14 protein-coding genes and 6 pseudogenes are annotated in these 17,456 nt (G+C 69.0%); 11 read left to right on the top strand and 9 right to left on the bottom strand.

All coding sequences use genetic code 11. The features are described 5' to 3' along the window. Positions 1-270: 270 nt before the first annotated feature. Complete coding sequence (locus ACIBK3_RS13365; protein ID WP_399364980.1) at positions 271-1,260, bottom strand: SMP-30/gluconolactonase/LRE family protein; 990 nt, start codon at positions 1,258-1,260, stop codon at positions 271-273. Between the two features lie 73 nt (positions 1,261-1,333). Between ACIBK3_RS13365 and ACIBK3_RS13370 the strand changes: the two genes are divergently transcribed. The 4 genes and pseudogenes from ACIBK3_RS13370 to ACIBK3_RS13385 all read left to right on the top strand — a co-directional run bounded on the left by ACIBK3_RS13370 (position 1,334) and on the right by ACIBK3_RS13385 (position 3,391). Continuing rightward, positions 1,334-2,026 carry a TetR/AcrR family transcriptional regulator gene (locus ACIBK3_RS13370; protein ID WP_399364983.1) on the top strand — a complete coding sequence of 231 codons (693 nt, stop codon included), beginning with the start codon at positions 1,334-1,336 and terminating at the stop codon, positions 2,024-2,026. Positions 2,027-2,101: 75 nt separating this feature from the next. Continuing rightward, positions 2,102-2,365 (top strand): hypothetical protein, encoded by a 264-nt coding sequence (locus ACIBK3_RS13375; protein ID WP_399364985.1) that lies wholly within the window; start codon positions 2,102-2,104, stop codon positions 2,363-2,365. Between the two features lie 176 nt (positions 2,366-2,541). After that, positions 2,542-2,589, top strand: a pseudogene (locus ACIBK3_RS13380) (hypothetical protein); the annotation flags it as partial. 184 nt (positions 2,590-2,773) lie between these two features. After that, entirely contained in the window at positions 2,774-3,391 is a 618-nt protein-coding gene (locus ACIBK3_RS13385) for a helix-turn-helix transcriptional regulator (protein ID WP_399364987.1), read from the top strand. Here the strand turns inward: ACIBK3_RS13385 and ACIBK3_RS13390 are convergent. The 3 genes from ACIBK3_RS13390 to ACIBK3_RS13400 form a co-directional block, all read right to left on the bottom strand. Continuing rightward, positions 3,336-5,213 carry a CocE/NonD family hydrolase gene (locus ACIBK3_RS13390; RefSeq protein ID WP_399364989.1) on the bottom strand — a complete coding sequence of 626 codons (1,878 nt, stop codon included), beginning with the start codon at positions 5,211-5,213 and terminating at the stop codon, positions 3,336-3,338. The two genes, ACIBK3_RS13385 and ACIBK3_RS13390, sit on opposite strands and share 56 nt — an antisense overlap. 416 nt (positions 5,214-5,629) lie before the next feature. After that, the gene (locus tag ACIBK3_RS13395; RefSeq protein WP_399364991.1) at positions 5,630-6,874 is read right to left on the bottom strand and encodes an MFS transporter; all 1,245 of its coding nucleotides are present in this window, start codon (positions 6,872-6,874) and stop codon (positions 5,630-5,632) included. A 410-nt stretch (positions 6,875-7,284) separates the two neighbouring features. After that, complete coding sequence (locus ACIBK3_RS13400; RefSeq protein WP_399364993.1) at positions 7,285-8,112, bottom strand: SDR family NAD(P)-dependent oxidoreductase; 828 nt, start codon at positions 8,110-8,112, stop codon at positions 7,285-7,287. 283 nt (positions 8,113-8,395) lie between these two features. On the opposite strand from ACIBK3_RS13400, the gene ACIBK3_RS13405 reads away from it, so the two are divergent. From ACIBK3_RS13405 to ACIBK3_RS13415, 3 genes and pseudogenes are all read left to right on the top strand, one after another. Continuing rightward, positions 8,396-9,601, top strand: a complete 1,206-nt coding sequence (locus ACIBK3_RS13405; protein ID WP_399364995.1) for a serine hydrolase domain-containing protein — start codon at positions 8,396-8,398, stop codon at positions 9,599-9,601. A 25-nt stretch (positions 9,602-9,626) separates the two neighbouring features. Beyond that, positions 9,627-10,361, top strand: coding sequence for a TetR/AcrR family transcriptional regulator (locus tag ACIBK3_RS13410; protein ID WP_399364997.1), 735 nt, complete (start codon positions 9,627-9,629; stop codon positions 10,359-10,361). Between the two features lie 22 nt (positions 10,362-10,383). Next, positions 10,384-10,577: pseudogene (locus ACIBK3_RS13415) on the top strand (hypothetical protein); the annotation flags it as partial. Between the two features lie 9 nt (positions 10,578-10,586). Here the strand turns inward: ACIBK3_RS13415 and ACIBK3_RS13420 are convergent. Both ACIBK3_RS13420 and ACIBK3_RS13425 read right to left on the bottom strand, forming a co-directional pair. Further along, positions 10,587-10,895: pseudogene (locus ACIBK3_RS13420) on the bottom strand (transposase); the annotation flags it as partial. A 477-nt stretch (positions 10,896-11,372) separates the two neighbouring features. Further along, positions 11,373-11,699, bottom strand: a pseudogene (locus ACIBK3_RS13425) (hypothetical protein); the annotation flags it as partial. A 117-nt stretch (positions 11,700-11,816) separates the two neighbouring features. Here ACIBK3_RS13425 and ACIBK3_RS13430 point away from each other — a divergent pair. From ACIBK3_RS13430 to ACIBK3_RS13440, 3 genes and pseudogenes are all read left to right on the top strand, one after another. Next, positions 11,817-12,728 (top strand): LysR family transcriptional regulator, encoded by a 912-nt coding sequence (locus tag ACIBK3_RS13430; protein WP_399364999.1) that lies wholly within the window; start codon positions 11,817-11,819, stop codon positions 12,726-12,728. 114 nt (positions 12,729-12,842) lie between these two features. Continuing rightward, positions 12,843-13,034: pseudogene (locus ACIBK3_RS13435) on the top strand (NAD-dependent epimerase/dehydratase family protein); the annotation flags it as partial. Between the two features lie 166 nt (positions 13,035-13,200). Beyond that, a pseudogene (locus ACIBK3_RS13440) lies at positions 13,201-13,389 on the top strand (hypothetical protein); the annotation flags it as partial. A 254-nt stretch (positions 13,390-13,643) separates the two neighbouring features. Here the strand turns inward: ACIBK3_RS13440 and ACIBK3_RS13445 are convergent. Then, complete coding sequence (locus tag ACIBK3_RS13445; protein ID WP_399365002.1) at positions 13,644-14,750, bottom strand: alcohol dehydrogenase catalytic domain-containing protein; 1,107 nt, start codon at positions 14,748-14,750, stop codon at positions 13,644-13,646. Between the two features lie 65 nt (positions 14,751-14,815). Then, positions 14,816-15,427, bottom strand: a complete 612-nt coding sequence (locus ACIBK3_RS13450; protein ID WP_399365004.1) for a cysteine hydrolase family protein — start codon at positions 15,425-15,427, stop codon at positions 14,816-14,818. 241 nt (positions 15,428-15,668) lie between these two features. Here ACIBK3_RS13450 and ACIBK3_RS13455 point away from each other — a divergent pair, with 241 nt between their 5' ends. Further along, positions 15,669-16,418 carry a GntR family transcriptional regulator gene (locus ACIBK3_RS13455; RefSeq protein ID WP_399365007.1) on the top strand — a complete coding sequence of 250 codons (750 nt, stop codon included), beginning with the start codon at positions 15,669-15,671 and terminating at the stop codon, positions 16,416-16,418. Between the two features lie 86 nt (positions 16,419-16,504). Here ACIBK3_RS13455 and ACIBK3_RS13460 read toward each other — a convergent pair whose 3' ends face one another. Beyond that, complete coding sequence (locus ACIBK3_RS13460; protein ID WP_399365009.1) at positions 16,505-17,449, bottom strand: 3-carboxyethylcatechol 2,3-dioxygenase; 945 nt, start codon at positions 17,447-17,449, stop codon at positions 16,505-16,507. Positions 17,450-17,456 lie beyond the last annotated feature (7 nt).

The following is a 17,456-nucleotide window of genomic DNA, read 5'->3' on the forward strand; positions in this document are numbered from 1 at the left end:
ACTCCGGCACGGGCCCCGCAGTTGCGGAATCGGCCTCCGACCTCGGGCGGTTCCGCGCGGTCCTCACCGACCACCCCCGTTCCAGCGGTTCGACAAGATCCTCATCTCCCGCTGACACGTTCGAAGCCGAGAGCCCTGTCGGGAGTCGAGCCCGTCGTCACCGACGAGGTGCTCGCCTGACTGACAGCCGATCCAGGCGCGAGAACCCGTGGGACAGGTGTCCTCGGGGGCAGCTGCACCGCGCAACTGATGTCCCGGCTGTCATGAGTGTCAGGCCGGGTCCGGGATCGCCGTGATCGCGTACTCGGTGTTCGCGGGGTCGGTGGAGAAGAAGTGGGCGTTGGTCAGATAGAGCGTGTCGCCGTGGCGGGCGAGGGTGGTGGGGGTGTCGAACCGGGGGTCGCTCACCTCTGCCGTGAGCCGGCCGGCCGTGCCGGACTTGTTGAGCCGCAGGACGGTGAGCTTGTTGGGCGTGTTGCGTACGACGTAGAGGGTGCGGCCCTCCAGGCGCATGCCGTCGCCCCAGGCCATGTCCACGTCACCGAGGTCCACCGGCGTGGCGTGGCCGGTGGCCCGGTCCACCCGGAACAGCGTGTTGGAGTTGGTGTCGACGACCAGGAGTGCCTTGCCGTCGGGGGTGGGGGTGATGCCGTTGGCGTTCCATCCGTAGTTGCCCTCCCCCCCATAGGGCATCCCTTCGAGGGGGATGGTCCTGACCTGGCTCTGCCGGGGCAGCTGACCGTGCTTACCCAGAGGGATCTTGTACAGGTTGGGGGCGAAGGAGTCGGTGACGTAGACGGCCCCGTCGAGGACGGTGAAGTCGTTGACGGCGGTGTAGGAGCCCTTGGGGGCCAACTGGTAGCGGGCCAGCAACTTGCCGCTGCGGGAATCGATCACGCGGACGCTCCCGCCATAGCCGTCGGCGACGAACAGACGGCCGTGGTGGTCCAGCAGGATGCCGATCGATCCGACCCCGGTGGCCGGAACGAACACGCGCCGCTCTCCGGTCCTCAGGTCGAAGTGGTAGATGGTGCCGTCCACGAAGGACGTGACGTAGGCCGTCGAGCCCTTGATCACGATGCCTTCGGGGCGCACGCCCTTCGGCATCTGCAGAGTCGAGGGCCACTGCGCCGGGGCCGTGGTGTGCATCGCGTGCGCGGTCTGGGCCACAGGGGCTGACGGCTCGGCGGCGTAGGCGATCGGGGCGGCCGTCAGCACCGCCGCGACCAGGCCGGCGGACAGGACAGAGGACAGTCTCATGATCTGGATTCCTTCGAAATCGATTTACGCGACTACATTCAATATAGTCCACACTATCGGCTAGAGTGTCAACATGAGTGGAGCCGAGGAACGACAGGAAGAGCAGGCGACCGTGTCCGGAACACCTGAGCGGCGCCGCTACCGCTCCACGCTGCGCGACGAACGCGCGGCCGAGACCCGCACCCGGATCATCGACGCCGCCCGCACCCTGTTCAGGGAACGCGGCTTCGCCGGCACGACGGTCACGGTCATCGCCAAGCACGCCGGGGTCGCCGCCCCCACGGTCTACGCCGTGTTCTGCAACAAGGCCGAGATCATCAAGGAACTGGTCAGCCGGCTCGAAGCTGAGGCCGACGGCGAACAGTGGCGCGCCCGCATCGGCGCCGAACCCGATCCGCGACGGAAACTCGACCTGTACGCCGCCTGGCACCGCCTTCTCTTCAGCAGTGGCCGAGACGTCCTCGGCGCCGCCGTCGACGCCGGCGGCGACCCCGGCGTCCGCGACCTCCGAGAAGAGGGCGATCGCAGCAACCAGGTGTGGCTCGGCCCCGTCGTCGACGCCCTCGTGGAGGCCGGCCTCCTCGCCCCCGGGCTCACCCGGCAGGATGCCGTCGACCGCGCGATGCTCCTGAGCAGCGTCGAGCTCTATTTCCGCGCCACGGTCGGACGCGGCTGGACCGACGACCAGTACCAGCAGTGGCTGACCGAATCACTGCGTCAACAGTTGCTGGCCCAGCCACGGGCGACGACACCAGATCGGCGGTGACGGCAGGTCATGCTGGTTCGTATGCGGCCGACAACGGCCCGTCCCCTGGGGCTGCCACCGCTCAGGCACCGGTAGGTGGACCACCGCGACGGCTCCGCCAACCGTGCTGTGCGGGAATGGCGCGACCACCGGGGTTACCGGGCAACGGCCCTCAACGACGACGCGGATCATGACCGGCGTCCGGCTCGGCCTGGGGAGGGGGGCACCGGCATGGTGATCGTCGAACTCCTCGTGGTCTCGGTCGGTTTCGGCGGTCTAATCCTCGAATACCGCAGCCGCTTCGAGGCTCCCAGGCTCTACGCGACGATCGTGATCGTCCTCGTCAGGCCCTGCTGCTGATCGCCGCCGCCCGCTGGGCCGAACGCAAGGCCGCCCCGTGGGCCGCCTCCCAGAACCCCTCCGAGGAGCAAGCGTGATCGCGAGGCGTCAGCAAGAAGTTCGCGGGGCGTGAGGGCGGTACGGTCCACGCCCTGTCCGAAGTCGACCTGACCATCGACGACAACGAGTTCCTGACCGTGCTCGGCCCCAGCGGCTCCGGCAAGACAACACTTCTTCGTGCCATCGCGGGCCTCACGGACCGGGACGAGGGAGAGATCCTCGTGGACGGCACGGCCGGCGCCGACGGCCTGCGCCGCAACGAAGCCAATCTCCTCACCAAGAACAGCACCGGCCAGTACCTGCCGCTCGGGGAGTGGTTCAAGCACCGCTACTACGGTCCGGGAACGGGTGGGGCGGCCGCCTCCGCCGGTGTCACTCGCCGCACGGGCCGGAGTGGTCGCAGGGCTCACCGACGCGGAACAACACGCCTGGCGCAGCTTCGTGCGACTGCAGGACAGGCTCCTCGGCCGACTGGGCCGCGAGATGCAGGCTGAGTCGGGCCTGTCCACCGCCGACTACGGGGTACTCGTCGAGCTCACCGAGGTTCCCGAGGGCCGGCTGCGCGTACTGGAGCTCGACCTGGGCTTTTCACTGCGTTATCTGCACGAGCTGTTCCGCGAAGCCGACACCACACCGCGCGCATGGCTCTACGCCCAGAGGCTCGACTGCGCCCGCGCGATGCTGTCGGGGGCCGGATACGACGCTCAGAGCATCAGCAGCATCGCGCTGCGCGCCGGGTTCAAGGACGCTTCCCACTTCTCCCGGGCGTTCAAGTCCCGCTACGGGACCAGCCCCGCCACCTACCGCAGGACGGCCGTAAGGGCACCGTCGGGGGAACGTTTGATCCGGATCGCTGCCGCGGCGTACGCCCAGGACGGCCACAGAGCCCGTCCCCCCACGGCCCTGAGCGAGGAGGGAGCCGCGCGCGGTGTCAGCCGAGGTCGGGCCAGTCGACGGGTGGGGTGTCCGGGATCGTCACCGTCGTAGCGCGGCATGGCTCGGCGATCACGGTGCCGCACGCGGGAAGCCCTACGGGCGCGGGGCGCGTCGACAGCAGCCCGACGGTGAGCGACGAGGGATGGCCGGCGTCGCTGTAGATCGTGTTCAGCCCCGCGTTGGTGGCCGGGAAGTTCCAGATGCCGGTCCCGCTCGGCGCGTCGATCCAGATGCGCAGCGCGGAGCCGCGCCGGAAGGTATGGGTGAACTTCTCGATCTCGAGCCGCGCCTGGACCGGGACGCCGGGCTGCAGTGGCTGCACCGCGGCCAGCGTCTGCGGATGGACGGGTCGCAACGGGGTGGACAGGCTCGGATCGATCGCCCGGTCGGAGACCTGCAGCCAGCCGCGCTGCACGTAGGCCTCCTCGCCATCCGGGCGGACCTCGGTGACCGTCGCCTGCAGGGCGGTGTCCGGTGTCGTCGACGACAGCCACACATCCAGTGACGCCGAACCCGCCAGCGTCACCGTCTTGTTGAGCGCGGCGGTGGTGAACGAGACGCCGGTGGGCGGCGCGCTGCTCCAGGTCTCCTCGCCCGCCGGGCCGGCGTTGCCGCCGGTGACCGCGGAGCCGAGCGCTCCGTTGTTGACCGACGGCCCCGGTGCAGGCGGGTAGGTCAGCGTGCCGTCGGCGCCGCGGGCACCGGTGAGCGTCCTGTCGGCGTTGAGGTACAGCGTCGTCGGCCGGACGGGGACGGGGAGTTTTGGCGCCGTGAGGGTCCAGGACGGTGTCGCCTGCGCGAGCTCGTCCTCGCTGGGCAGCGGTGCCCCCGGAGCCGTCGTCTCCATCCAGAGCCGGACGTGCGGCGTCTGCTCGAAGCCGTTGTTGACGCCCTTGACGAAGTGGTCGAGGAACGGGACCAGCTGGTTCTGCACCGACGTGCTCGCGTACAGGTCGTGCTGGCCGTTGCTGCCGATGTACCAGGTGGTGTCGGGGTTCAGCAGATCCTGGTAGTAGCCGCCGCGTGGGCCGACCTCCTCGTCCTGCCAGTCCTCGACCGACAGGACGGGAGCGGTGATCTTCGCTGTCTGGCTGCGGAGGTCTCGCTCGGCCCAGTAGGAATCGTAAAACGGATGACCGTAGGCGGTCGTCGGCGACGACGCCTGGCCGGTCGCCAGATTCGAGGCGACGTTGGCGGCGCACGTCGGATCGCCGTCGCCGGCCGCGTTGCGGCTGTCGAGCGTCCAGGTGTCCATGATCGTGCCCCACCACAGGGTGGGGAACTCGCCGTTGATGACGCCGCCCGGGGCGCCGACGTCGCGCAGCGGATCGGTGACGACCATGCCGGGCGCCAGCGCGGCCAGCGCCGGCGGCCGCTGGCTTGCGGTGAACAGCTGGGAGATGCCGGTCCACGACCAGCCGTACATGCCCACGCGTCCGGTCGACCATGGCTGCGCGGCGGCCCACTGGACGGCCAGCGCCCCATCGCTGCCCCAGGAAGGGCTGAACACGCCGAACGTTCCAGAGGAGCACCCGGTGCCTCGCATGGAGACACCCACGACCGCGTACCCGGCGGCCAGCAGCCGCGAATCGAGCGCGCTCGACTCCCAGCTGTCACCGGCCTGGTAGGCGGCGCCGCCGATCGTTCCGGCGTCGTAGCCGTCGTACTTCAGGGCGACCGGGAACCGGCCGGTCGCCTGCGGCAGCAGGACGCTGTAGCGCAGCTGCACCCCGTCGGGGGTCGTGAGGTAGCCCCACGTCCGCTTGGCCCAAGGGCTGGCTTGCGCCGCCGCCGACGCGCCCACGAGCAGCGACGCGGTAGCGACGAGGACCATCACAGCTCGGGCCACGCGGCCCGCAGATGTCTGCAACATGGGCCGGACAGTACGGCGGGTCAACTATGCTGTCAACATAGTTGACAACCCGAACCCTCCTTGACCTGGAACAGGACGAACCGGCACGCGGCGCTCAGGACGCGCAGATGCGCAAGCCGGCCCGGCGATGTCGAAGTCGATCCGCCCGGCGTGGCCGTGCGTCGCGCAGGACAACGCTGTCGGGCGTGCTGTCGTGAGTCGTTCCGGCATGAAGCTCTTCCTCGGGGCCCTGCCCCAACCTCGTGGGTCCGTTCCTGCGCGTACGGCGTATCTAACGGGTGCAAGCTCGGGTATCGGCCGTGCGCCGGCGCTGGCGCTGGCGCTGGCGCTCGAGCTCGCGGCGCGCGGCGCCGACCTCTGCCTTGCGGCCCGGCGCATCGAGGCGCTGGATCGCCGACACACCGGGGGCGGGTGTTTCATTCCGCTGGGGAGGCTGGTTTCTCGGTGGTCGTCCTCGCGACGGGCGTGGCCTGCGGGTGGGGTGTAACGGATGCGGGGTCTGCCGCCGCGTCGCTGGACGCGGTCATCTTGAGGAGGGGGAGTGCTGCGATGAGTGTTCCGGCGGTGAGGAGGATGCTCAGGACGCCGACGCCCATGTTGTCCATGATCGCGCCGACGGCCAGCGGGCCGATGCCTCCACCGAGTGCTCCGGCGCCGCTGAGGGCGGCCACCCACCGTCCGGTGGAGTCGATGACCGAGGCGGCGGCGAGTATCTGTACCAGGACGGCCAGCCAGCACGTCTGCCAGATGACGGCGGTGGCGATGAACAGGGTGGGGCTGTGGGTGACGATGAGGAGCCCCGTGCTGAACGCTTCGACGACGACGAACCCGGTCATCGAGCGCAGGCGGCCGAAACGCTTCACGGCGATCGGTCCGGCTACGGCTCCGGCGAGTGCGACGACGCTGGAGATGGCCAGGACGGCGGAGACCACGGAGGCAGACATGCCGGTGTGGCCGCGCCCCAGGACGGAGGCATAGGACCAGACTCCCTGCGTGACGGCCATCAGGAGGCCCGCGCCGACCAGCAGCACGGCTGAGGGACGGGCCGACCGGGAGGCTGCGTCGGGGGCGGTCGCGGAAGGACTCCTCGCAGAGCCCGGGCCGTCGGGGAGGTGGCCCACCAGGAACCAGCCAGGCAGGCAGCACACGGCCAACAGGAAGAAGCCGGTTCCCCCGCCTGCGGACTCGTTGACGGCCGGGACGGCGAGGATCAGCAGGGCACTGGCGAACAGCGCGCCGGTGATGACGATCGAGGAGGTCTTGTCGGCGTCGTCGCCGGCGCCGGGCAGGGCGGCGGTGGAGGCGGCGTAGACGGCTCCGAGTCCGGCGCCGAGCAGCAGGCCGGCCACGATCAGCGTCAGGATGTCGAAGGCGATGGCGGCGCCGATGAACCCCGCGGCGGCCAGGACCAGTCCGCTGCGGGCCATCCGGACGCGTCCGGGGCGGGCGGCGCGGTTGGTGAGCAGGAGGGTGGTGATCGCGACCGCTGTCAGCTGGCTGGCGGCGACGAGTCCGGCGCTGGTGCTGGACAGGTCGAAGCGGTCGGCGAAGTCGTCCACGAAGACGGGCATCACGTTACTGCCGCTGCTGCCGAGCGTGACTCCGGCGATCAGGGCAGCGGCGACGGTGAACGTCAGCGCGGGGCCGCTGTTCGTTTTCACTGAATGCCCCTTGCACGGAGGGCCGCCTGGCAGGCGGGCGCGGGAGCGGGAGGGAAGAGGAGCATCGCAGAAACCTCAGAACTGGTAGGCGGTCGGGTGCCGTGTCCGGTACTGGAGCGGCGAAGGGAGCCTCCGGGCAGAGAGGGCAGACTCGACCCGGACGCGTTTGGGGGCGCAGTCCGGCGGCTGGCGGTCAGCCGGCCCAGACGTCTTCGACGTACTGCCCAGGGCGTGCGGAGCGATCTGGCGGGCGCTGCGGCAGGTGAGGGAACCGGCCGGGGGCTCGGGAGCGGGCAGGTGCTGGGCGGCACCGGGGTGTGTGGTGTGCGCCGAAGGCTTGGCCCGGCCCGACGGTCTCCGGGTGATGGCGGCTCGGCACCGGCGCGTCAGTGGTCCCCGGGCCTGGGCGGTCAGGTATGGAGCTTCCGCAGCAGACGGGTCGGGAGCCGCGCCAGCAGGTATTCGACGACGGTCCAGGGCACTCGGGGCACTGTCGCGTGGACGGCGCCGGACTCGATGCGGTCCATGATCTTGCGGGCGCCCGTGCGGGTGTCGATGAGGAATGGTCGTTTGTCGCCCAGGGCTTCGTTGATCGGGGTGTCGATGTAGCCGGGGGCGACCGTGGTCACGGTGATGCCGCTGTTCCACAGCTCGCCTCGGAGCGACTGAAGGTACCTCGTGAGCCCTGCCTTGGAGGCGCAGTACGGCGCCCCGCCTGGCAGGCCCGCCGCGGCCACGACGGATGTGACGCCCACCACCTGCCCGCCGCCCTGGCTGCGGAAGTGTGCGACGGCCGCGTCGATGGTCGCCATCGCACCCAGCAGATTGACGTCGACCACCGCGCGGTGCGCCTCGAAGCGGCCCTCCCCGATGTTGCCCCAGTCGTCGGCCCCCGCGTTGGCGATGACCATTCCGAGTCCGCCGAATCGCCGGGCCGCGTCGTCGATCGTCCGCGCCACGGCCTCGTGATCGGTCACGTCGAGGGCGGCCACGGTCACCGAACGCTGCGGGAACGCGGCGGTGAGCTGTGCCCGCAGTTCTTCCAGGACCTCGATTGTGCGCGCGGTGAGGTACACGTCGTGGCCGCGGGCGCACAGCTCGGCTGCCAGCGCCTTGCCGATGCCGGAGCTGGCACCGGTCAGGAACGCGGTTGTCGCGGGTAGCGGGGGCCGGCCCGGGTCGACGAAGGGCAGCTTCCCGAGCAGGCGGCGCGCGGTGGGCAGTTCAGTGCCGTTCATCGGTCACCGTTCCTGTGATCCGCGAGCGCTTTCACCGTGCGTCCGTCCGGGGCGGGCCTGCAGCACAGCTCTTCTTGATGGCTGTCATGCGCTGTCCTTCGTGGAGTGCCGGAGAGGGGGTTCAACGACCCCGTCGTCATCATGAGCACTCGTCCAAAGTATGTCAACGTTGGTGACACCAATATTGACACCATATTGGGCACCACTGTTGACACCGTTGGACCGGCAAGCCAGAGTGAGGGCGCCGAAGCTCGGCATGTCCATGCGATGAAGGGGCTCAGTAATGCGCATCGAAGCGGGTGGGTGGCTGCTGGGAGCCGCTGCGGCGGGCGCCGCGGCGGTGTGGCTGTGGCGCCACCAGGACGAGGTGATGACCCGCCGCCCGGTCAATGAGTGGACGTTCACTCACATGGATCTCCTCATGCCCACCGAGGACGTCCGCCGCGGCGGAGATGTGTTCCCCCTGCCCCGGCGACCGCGCCCTCTGGAAGTGACCTACGGCTTCGAGGGGCGGGAGCGGAGCCTTGCCGAACTGCACACTCGGACGAACACCACCTCCTTCGTCGTACTGCATGGCGGCGAGATCGTCCACGAGTCGTACCCGGGGTACTTCGCCGGGGACGACGTACGGTTCCAGATGTTCTCGATGACCAAATCGGTGACGTCGATGCTGATCGGGATCGCCCTCGACGAGGGAGCGATCAAGGATGTGACCGAGCCGGTGACGGCGTACTGCAGGGGGCTGGAGGGCTCCGCCTTCGACGGCGTGACCATCGAGCATCTGCTCGACATGAGCAGCGGAGTGGGTGACCTGGTGGAGGACCACACCGTTCGGGACAGTCTGATCAGCCGGTTCACCAAGGCCGCCACAGGGGGCGGCTCGCTGCACGAGGTCGTGTCCTCGGCCGAGCGTTCGGCCGAGGCCGGCACACAGTTCAGCTACTCGACGATCGACACCCAGGTCCTGGGATGGGTGCTGGAGTCCGCCACCGGCCGCTCCCTCGCGCAGTACGCCACGGAGCGCCTCTGGAGCCGCATCGGTGCCGAGCACGACGCGTACTACTGGCTCACCCGCAGGCAGCCGCGTACCGCGATCGGCGGCGGCTCGCTCAATGCCACCGCCCGCGACATGGCCCGGCTGGGACTGCTGATGTCCCGTGGCGGAGAGCTGGACGGGCAGCGCATCGTGCCCGAGGAATGGGTGGCGCGCTGCCGGGGTCGCGGGGTGCCGCACCTGGAGGTCGGCGCGCTGGGCCCCAGTGGGTACCCGTATTACGGGTACAGCAACCAGTGGTGGACACTCGGTGGCGAGCGACGTCCGTTCACCGCGGTGGGGATCCACGGCCAGTACCTGTATGTGGACCCGGACGCCGACGTGGTGATCGTCAAGACCAGCGCGTGGCCGACGGCGGACGATTCCTCGCGTGACGCGGAGTCCGTCACGGCACTGCGGGCGGTGGCCGACCATCTGCGGGAGGACCACCGTTGACAACGTCGTCGATAAGATGGCGGCCATGACACGCGCGAAGACCGACTCGGCAGGAGCCACTCCCGCCCGGCGGAAGCAGCGTCCGGCGTCCTTTCTCACCCCGGATCTGATCCTGGACACCGCGATGGCCGTGATCGAGGCGGACGGACCGCAGGCGCTCACCTTCCGTCGGCTGGGCGCTGATCTGGGCGCCGACCACACGGCCGTCCTGCGGCACTTCCGCGGCAAGGACGACCTGCTGCTCGGCCTGGCCGCCCGGCTGGTCAGCGATGCCCTGCACGACTTCGCACCGTCGGAAAGCTGGCGCGAGACCCTCGCGTCGCTCGCCCGACGGATCCGTGCCGCATGCCTGCAGCACCCGGGTGTGGCCGTCCTGGTCGCGGCCCGCACCTCGCGGCGCGAGCCGGAGTTCCAGGGCGCCGACGTGGTCATCGGCGCCCTGCTCGAGGCCGGCCTCCAGGGGCGCGAAGCGGCCTCGTACTACCGGGCCCTGACCGAAATGGCACTCGCCGCCAGTGCCTTCGAGGCTTCCTTCAACGTGCTGGACAAGGGCGCTCGGGAAGGTGACCGGCTGGCCTGGCGCCGCGAGTACCTGACGGCCTCGCCACAGCGGTACCCGAACCTTGCACAGGTTGCCCCCTATCTCGCGGAAATCGACGAAGAGGACCAGTTCGAGACCGCGCTCGGCCTGCTCCTCGACGCCGTCGAGCTCCGCGCGCAGCGCGCTCGCGGAGAAGGAAGCGAAGACACGGAGCACTGACGCCTCGTCGGGCAACAGAGCAATCGGCGAGACCACGCAAGCGCTGGCGGAGTCCCTGCCGACTTGGGAGACGTGGCCGCCATCGACCTCGACTTCGCCGTGTGAACGCGCGAGGGGGGTCACCGGGCAGGCGCAGGGGCGCATCCGGCTGCGGCGGCGGCCCTGGTGCCGGACCGGGCGTGGCCCGAGGGCTACGTGACGCCGGGCGACGATCTGGAGCGGCGTCTCGAGGTCGCCGATCCGGCGGTCGAGGCGTTGCCTGGTCAGTGCGGCGAGTTCGATCTCGGCGATGTTGAGCCATGACCCATGTTTGGGCGTGTGGTGGATCTCGAGGCGTTGAGCCAGGGCGAAGGCCTCTTCCGGTTCGAACGCCTCGTACAGTGAGGCGACATTGTGAGTGTTGAGGTTGTCCATCACCAGCACCACGGTCTCGGCGTCGGGGTAGTCCACGCTCAGGAGCTGCTTGGCCTGGCCGGCCCAGTCGATCCGGGTCCGCTGGGACAGTGCCTGAACGCGACGCCATCCGCGTAAGGGTTCGACCCACACGAAGATCGCCGCGTCGGCTGTGGGGCCAGGTCGCGCGGATGATCGCTGACAGGCGACGTAGGTCCGACAGCCGGCCCAGGCTTCGGTTCGGATTGGTGGTGTCTTCCAGGAGAGCGAGAAGTTCGGGCTGGAGCCGTTCCAGCTCGGCCGGGAGTTCGACACCCGGCGGGTCGAAGGAGTCCAGTCGGTGCTGGCAGAGCGGGGCATGGTGCGCGTCGGTGGTCTTGCTTCTGCATTGGGCCGGGTGGAGTCCGGAGGCGCCGGGGCTGGCGATGAGCCGTGTGTTGATTCGGCGGTCGAGGCTGCCGCCCGGACGCAGCGCTGCTGGCCGACGTGGTGGCCCACGTGACGGAGGCGATCGACGCGATCGCGGCTCATCGTCTCCATCAGGGCGAGGGAGCCGTCGATTTCGCTCTCGGACACTTCTGTCGGAGGCGGGAGCAGCGATGACGGGTCGCGGATTTCGGCGGGCCAGTGCATCGCATGCAAAACGATCACGTCATCCCGGACGCGCAGCAGCCCAAGCCGCTCCCGGCCCGACCAGGCGTACTTTGTGACGGCCACCTTCGACGACCGGCCCAGCGCTTGCACGAGTACTGGTGATCTCGGGTTATCAGAGGGTGTGGAATGCTGCGAGGGATGTCGTCTCTGTCCTCGTCGGCGCTGAGTGAATCGACCAAGCGCGCAACCGCCAGAAGCGCGGTTCCCGTGGCGGCTCTGCCCGAACACGGTCGTGACTCCGTGCCGTCGCAGTCCCTCAGCGAGGGCGTCGGCCACCGTGCGCTCTGTCATCTGGACTCTCCCTCATCCGCGGGGGTTTCCGGCCTCGACGAAATCGTCGGTCCAGCGCCCGCGCGGCGTCCGACACAGCTCTGTGCAGGGCTGAGAAGCAACGGTTATTGTGATCCGGTGGATCTGCGCAGACTCGGGTACTTCGTGGTACTGGCCGAAGAACTGCACTTCCGTCGTGCGGCAGAACGGCTCCACATCGCCCAGCCCGGCCTCTCTCAACAGATCCGCGTCCTGGAGCGCGAGCTGGGAGCCACCCTGTTCGAACGCAGTACGGCGGGTGTGGCGCTGACCGACGCGGGCCGGATCCTGTTCGAAGAGAGCGTTCCCCTCCTGCACGAAATCGAGAGGATCGACAATCGCGTCCGCGCCACCGCGCAGGGTCAGACGGGGCTGCTGCGGATCGTGCACAGCCGTTCCCTGGCCGATGGCCTCCCCGACGATCTGGTGAGAGGATTCCGGCTCTCGCACCCCGGGGCCGAAATCGCCGTGGAGATCGCCTGGACCACTCGGAACGTCGCGATGCTCCGCTCCGCCGAGGCCGACGCCGCGTTTGTCCGGCTTCCCGTCGTCGACGCCACAGATCTGCGGGTGCTCCCCCTGGGCAGCACCGAACTCGTCGCCGCGCTTCCGTCCGCGCATCCGTTGGCGCGCCGCCGCACCCTGCGCTTCGCCGATCTGCGCGGGACCGATGTCGTGAGCTGGCCCCGAGACCAGGCCCCCGGCTACTTCGATCACGTCCAGTCCACGGTGTGGGGCGAGGAGCCACCCACTGTCTCGGCGTCCGAACCCGACCCCGAGCACCTGCTCGCGGCCGTCGCAGCCGGCGTCGGGGTGTGTGTGCTCGATATGCAGCGCGCCCGCAAGCTGCGGCCCAGGGGAGTCGTACTGCGCCGGTTCGTCCGTCCCACGCTGATCGCAGAGTTCGGCCTGGCTTGGAACCCGGGCCGGGTTCCGCCCCTGCTCGACGCGTTCCTCACGCACTGCCGGAACGCCCGTGACACCTCACCCGACCACGACACCGACACTTGAGAAGCTTCAGTCCTCAAGTGGAACGACCTCGGTATTGGACGCGGACTCCACTGCGGCTGTTCGCTGGATCCCGTCAGCCGCTACGGGAAGGTGCACACAGTGCGTACGCCGGTGATGGGAGGTACTCGGTTCCTCGGAGTCGAGGTCGTCAACGCCCTGCTCGATCAAGGGCACACTGTCGTCGCCTTCCATCGCGGGAGCAGAAAGCCCGCCTGGCGGGGTCCTGTCGAACAGGTCATCGGCGACCGCAACGTCCCGGAGGACCTGGCCCAGGTCGCTGATCCGGAGTTCGACGCGGTGGTGGATCTCTCCGCCTACACCCGTGCGCAGACCGAGCTTCTGCTGGACGCCCTCCCCGCCGCCCCGAGGCTCGTGCACTGCTCCACAGTGAACGTCTACCGGCCGCAGCCGCTGCTGCCCTGGCCCGAGGGGCACGCCCTATGGACCACACCCGCTGTGGGGGCCATACGCGATGGAGAAGATCGGCTGCGAGCCGGCCCTCCGGCAGCACCGGCCCGAGCCGCTGACCACAGTGGCCGTTCGCCTGCCGCTCGTCCTCGGGCCGGGAAACTTCCTGGCCCGTGAGGAGTTCTTCCTCAACCGGCTGCTCGACGACGAGCTGATCCTGCTGCCCGGTGACGGTCAGGCCGTGCACCAGTACGTGTGGATCCGGCATGCGGCACAGGCACTGGCTCGGGCCGTGGATCTGCCGGGCAGGGGATTCCACGCCTTCAACACCGCCTCGCGGCGCTGTGTGACCTCGCTCGAAGGGTTCGTCCAGGTGTGCGCCGAGGTCTCCGGCACCACCGCGCGGATCCGCCGGGTGGGTGGCGGCGCCACCGGCGAGGCCCTGCCGGTCTTCAACGGGATCGACTGTGTCTCGCGGAGGTCGGCGCGCCCCGACGAACAACCTTGTCAGGGCGTGCAGACGAAGTTCGTGAATCCGCCGTGCCGGGACGGCAGGTCAGCGAGGGCGCTGTTGATCTTCTCGAGCGGGAAGGCATGGTGTTCGAAGACGGAGAGGTCGAGCACTCCGCTGCCGGCCATGTCGGCCATGTCCTGGGCTTCCCCGGTGGAGAACCAGAGGCTGCCGATGACGCTGATCTGCGAGCACATCATCGAGAACAGGTCGAGGGCCGGCCGCCCCATCATGCCGCCGATGTTCACCGCGACCCCGCCACGGCCCAGGGAGGAGAGCGCCTCGACGAAAGTCTCCTCGGGGCTCCCGGGCCCAAGGCTGTCGATCAGAATGTCGGCGCCTTCGCCGTCCGTACGTTCGCGTACCCAGTCGGGCAACGATCCGGTGCCGGCGGCGTGGACGTCGATGCGGTCGGGTGCGAGGGCCTTGACGTCTTGCAGTAGGTCGGCGTTGCGCCCGGTGCCCAGGATGCGGCCGGCGCCGAGGCCGAGAGCGATGAGACAGGCACCCAGCCCCAGGGTTCCGGAGATGCCGTCGATGAGCACGGTGCGGCCCGGTCCGGTACCTGCCTTGCGCAGCGCCGAGTAGGCGGTACCCAGGTAGCCGAAGCGGGCTCCCTGCTCGAAGGTGACGCTGCCGGGCAGCTTGACGAGGTTACGCTGCGGCGCCGTGAGATATTCGGACAACCCGCCGTAGGGGTAGGCATCGAAACGGTCCTGGCCGTCGGTGCCGAAGGAGAAGTAGCCCATGAAGGTGTAGTTGTCGCAGTTGGGCTCCTCGCCTCGGCGGCAGGCCCGGCAGGCTCCGCAGGACAGGCCGGGGTTGACGTAGACCCGGTCGCCTACTTTGACATCGGTGACCAGGCTGCCGACCTGGGCGACCACGCCCGCGGAGTCGAGGCCGAAGACCGCCGGGAGCTTCGGCAGCGGCAGGTAAGGAAACCACTCGGCGTACGTGGTGAGCACGTTGCCCAGGTTCGGTACAACGTTGCATGCCTTGACTTGGACGAGGACATCGGTCGGCCGCGGCTCGGGAACGGGCAGCCGGTCGAGCTGCATAGGGGCGCCGATCTCGTGCAGCCGGGCGGTGAGCATCGTGTTCATGGCGGATGTCTCCTGAGAGGTGGGGTTCGCTGGGGTGTGGTCGGACGACCGGGCGGTTGGCGGGGCTACGGCGTGCGCGCCTTCAAGGCCGCCACCAGGGCGTCGGTGGTGCTCACCTCGCCGAGCAGTGCGAAGGAGTCGAGTGTGGCCTGGTGGGCCTCGTCAGAGGCTGCGGAGCACGCGTCGGAGACCAGCACGGCCCGGTAGCCGTGGTTGACGGCTTCGCGTGCGGTGCCTTCCACGGAGACGTTCGTGGCGACGCCGGTGAAGAGCACGGTGTCGATGCCCTTGCCACGCAGCAGGACGTCGAGTTCGGTGCCGTGGAATCCGGTGACGCGAGAATGGGTGATCACCAGGTCGCCGGCTTCGGGTGTGAGTTCCTTGACGATCGCGGCGCCTTCGGTGCCGTCTTCGAGTGCCTGGTGCTCGGCGACGAGGGCGAGGAGCTGGCAGTTGGCGAACAGGTCGGGGTAGCCGGGCCGGAACGCCACCCGGGTGTAGACGATCGTGGCGCCGGCGGCACGGGCCGCGCGGTTGAGCCGGTCGGCGCTGGCGATGACACCGCGCCGTTCGACGGGTTCCGCGAAGAACGGGCCGAAGGCCCCGTCGGCCTTCACGATGTCCCGCTGCCAGTGGACGTTGATCACGGCAGTGCGGGAAGGGTCGAGCTCGGTCATGGCGACCTCCGGAGAACTGTTGGGCGGCGGCTGGGTTCACGAAGCGAATGGGGCCTGATTCGAAGTCGCTGTGAGTTGGTCGGCCGCGCGGGGTCCGACGACGGGCACCCCGCACGCATCCGGACGGCAGACTCCCGCCACGACTGGCATGCTAGCCTTCTAGAACGAAAAGTAGCTTCGGTGACACCGGCGGGCAATACCCTGGACACACCAATTCGCAACATCGGCACGGGGGCATCTGATGGCACGGGAGGAAACCGCACCGCAACGCGGTCACCGCAGGTCGGAGGGCGCTTCCGGAGCGCAGTTCGCTCCCCGGGGTGCCCGTGGCCGCGCTCCGATGCGCCTGGGATCGCTGGCGTACGAGCAGATCAAGGAGCGGCTACTGGAGGGCGGGTACCGCCCGGGACAGCGACTTTCCGCCGTCGAGCTGGGTGCCGATCTGGGTGTGAGTAAACAGCCCGTCATGGAGGCGCTGCGCCTGCTGTCCGCGGATGGACTGGTGACGATCATCCCGCAGGTCGGCTGCGAGGTTGCGCGCTACGAACTGCAGGAAGTCCAGGACTTCTTCGCCCTGTTCGCAAGCATGGAAGGCACCATCGCCGGTCTCGCGGCAACGCGGTGCACCGAGGCCGGGCTGCGCGGGCTCGACGCCATTTCTGCGCGCATCGGGCACCTCACTTCCGAAACGGATCCCGCGGCGCGTTCCCACCACTACCGCGCCCTCAACCGCGAGTACCACGCGCATATCCACACGCTCGCGGGTTCCGCCGTGGTTGCCGAGGTCAGTCATCGTATGTGGGATCTCAGCGACTTCCTGATCAACACTTCCGGTGTTGATCATCCTCTGCACGCCGCGCTCGACGCCCGCCACGACGACCACGAGAGCATCCGGAAGGCATTGTGGGACCACAACGCCGACACCGCTCGCAGAGAGATGGAACGGCACATCCTCGGCACACTGGCGATCATGCGCCCGGCGCAGCTCTGACAGCATCTTCTGCGCGTACCACAAGCCGCACTTACAGGCCCCTGCCGCACATGGTGTCGGCAGAGGCCTGTGTCATGCGGCTCGGTTCACGCGCGGGTGGGAAGAGCTGTCGTCACCGAGAAACCGGCGATGTACTCCTTGATCGGCCGGTAGTAGCGCGACGTCATCTGGTAGGGGCCCGCGGCCGACAGTGCCGCATAGGCGGCGATCCACGAGCGGATTTCCTGGGCCGAGTTGCCGCCCTGGGCGACGATGTCGTCATTGCTGTAGGCGTCGATCGCATCGAAGTCGGCGGCGGCCAGGTGGTCGAGAAACGCATTGTCCCACTCGGGGTTCAGGTCCTGGAGTTCTGTGTCGCCAGCGGCGAAACTCGCTGCCGCGTCGATGATCCGCTGCTGGCGGGCCGCTCTCATCTGCGCGGTGGGGTTGCGGTTGGAGATGAGCCGCTGCTCCGCCTGAGGCGTCGCGTCGGCGAGCCTGGGCACCGGCGGATCGTGGGACAGCCCGCCGGACCCGACGAGAAGTATCCGCTGGTCGCTCTGTGCCAGCCGGGTGCCCAGCGCCTGCCCCAGGGCGCGCACACGCTCCATGGGAGTGAAGGGCGGCGCGACGCTGTTGAGGAAGACGGGCACCACCGGGACGCTGTCGAGCGCACCGAAAAGGATCTCCAGCGGCTGGACGATCCCGTGGTCGACTTCCATGCGGAGGGAGACCGCGAGGTCGACGCCGGCGTTCAAGGCTGCCTGCGCCAGTCCGTGGGCCGTCTCCCGCGGGACGTTCAGCGGTCCCTCCACCGTGCCGAAGTCACCGATGCCTCGGGCCTGGAGCCCGATGCAGTAGGGCGGCATGAGCTCGTAGAAGAAACCGTTGTAGTGATCCGGCCCGAAGACCACCACGAGTTCCGGATCGAAGTCCTTCACGAACCCCCGGGCCGAGGCGAAGGCGGCGTCCACTTCCTTCGCCACGTCCTCAGGGGGCTGCATGAACTCCAGCAGCGGACTGTGCGACATGCAGGTCAGTGCGAGAGGCATGTTCCGG

It is taken from the genome of Streptomyces sp. NPDC050287, assembly GCF_044459385.1.
In the GTDB taxonomy this organism is placed as follows: Bacteria; Actinomycetota; Actinomycetes; order Streptomycetales; family Streptomycetaceae; genus Streptomyces.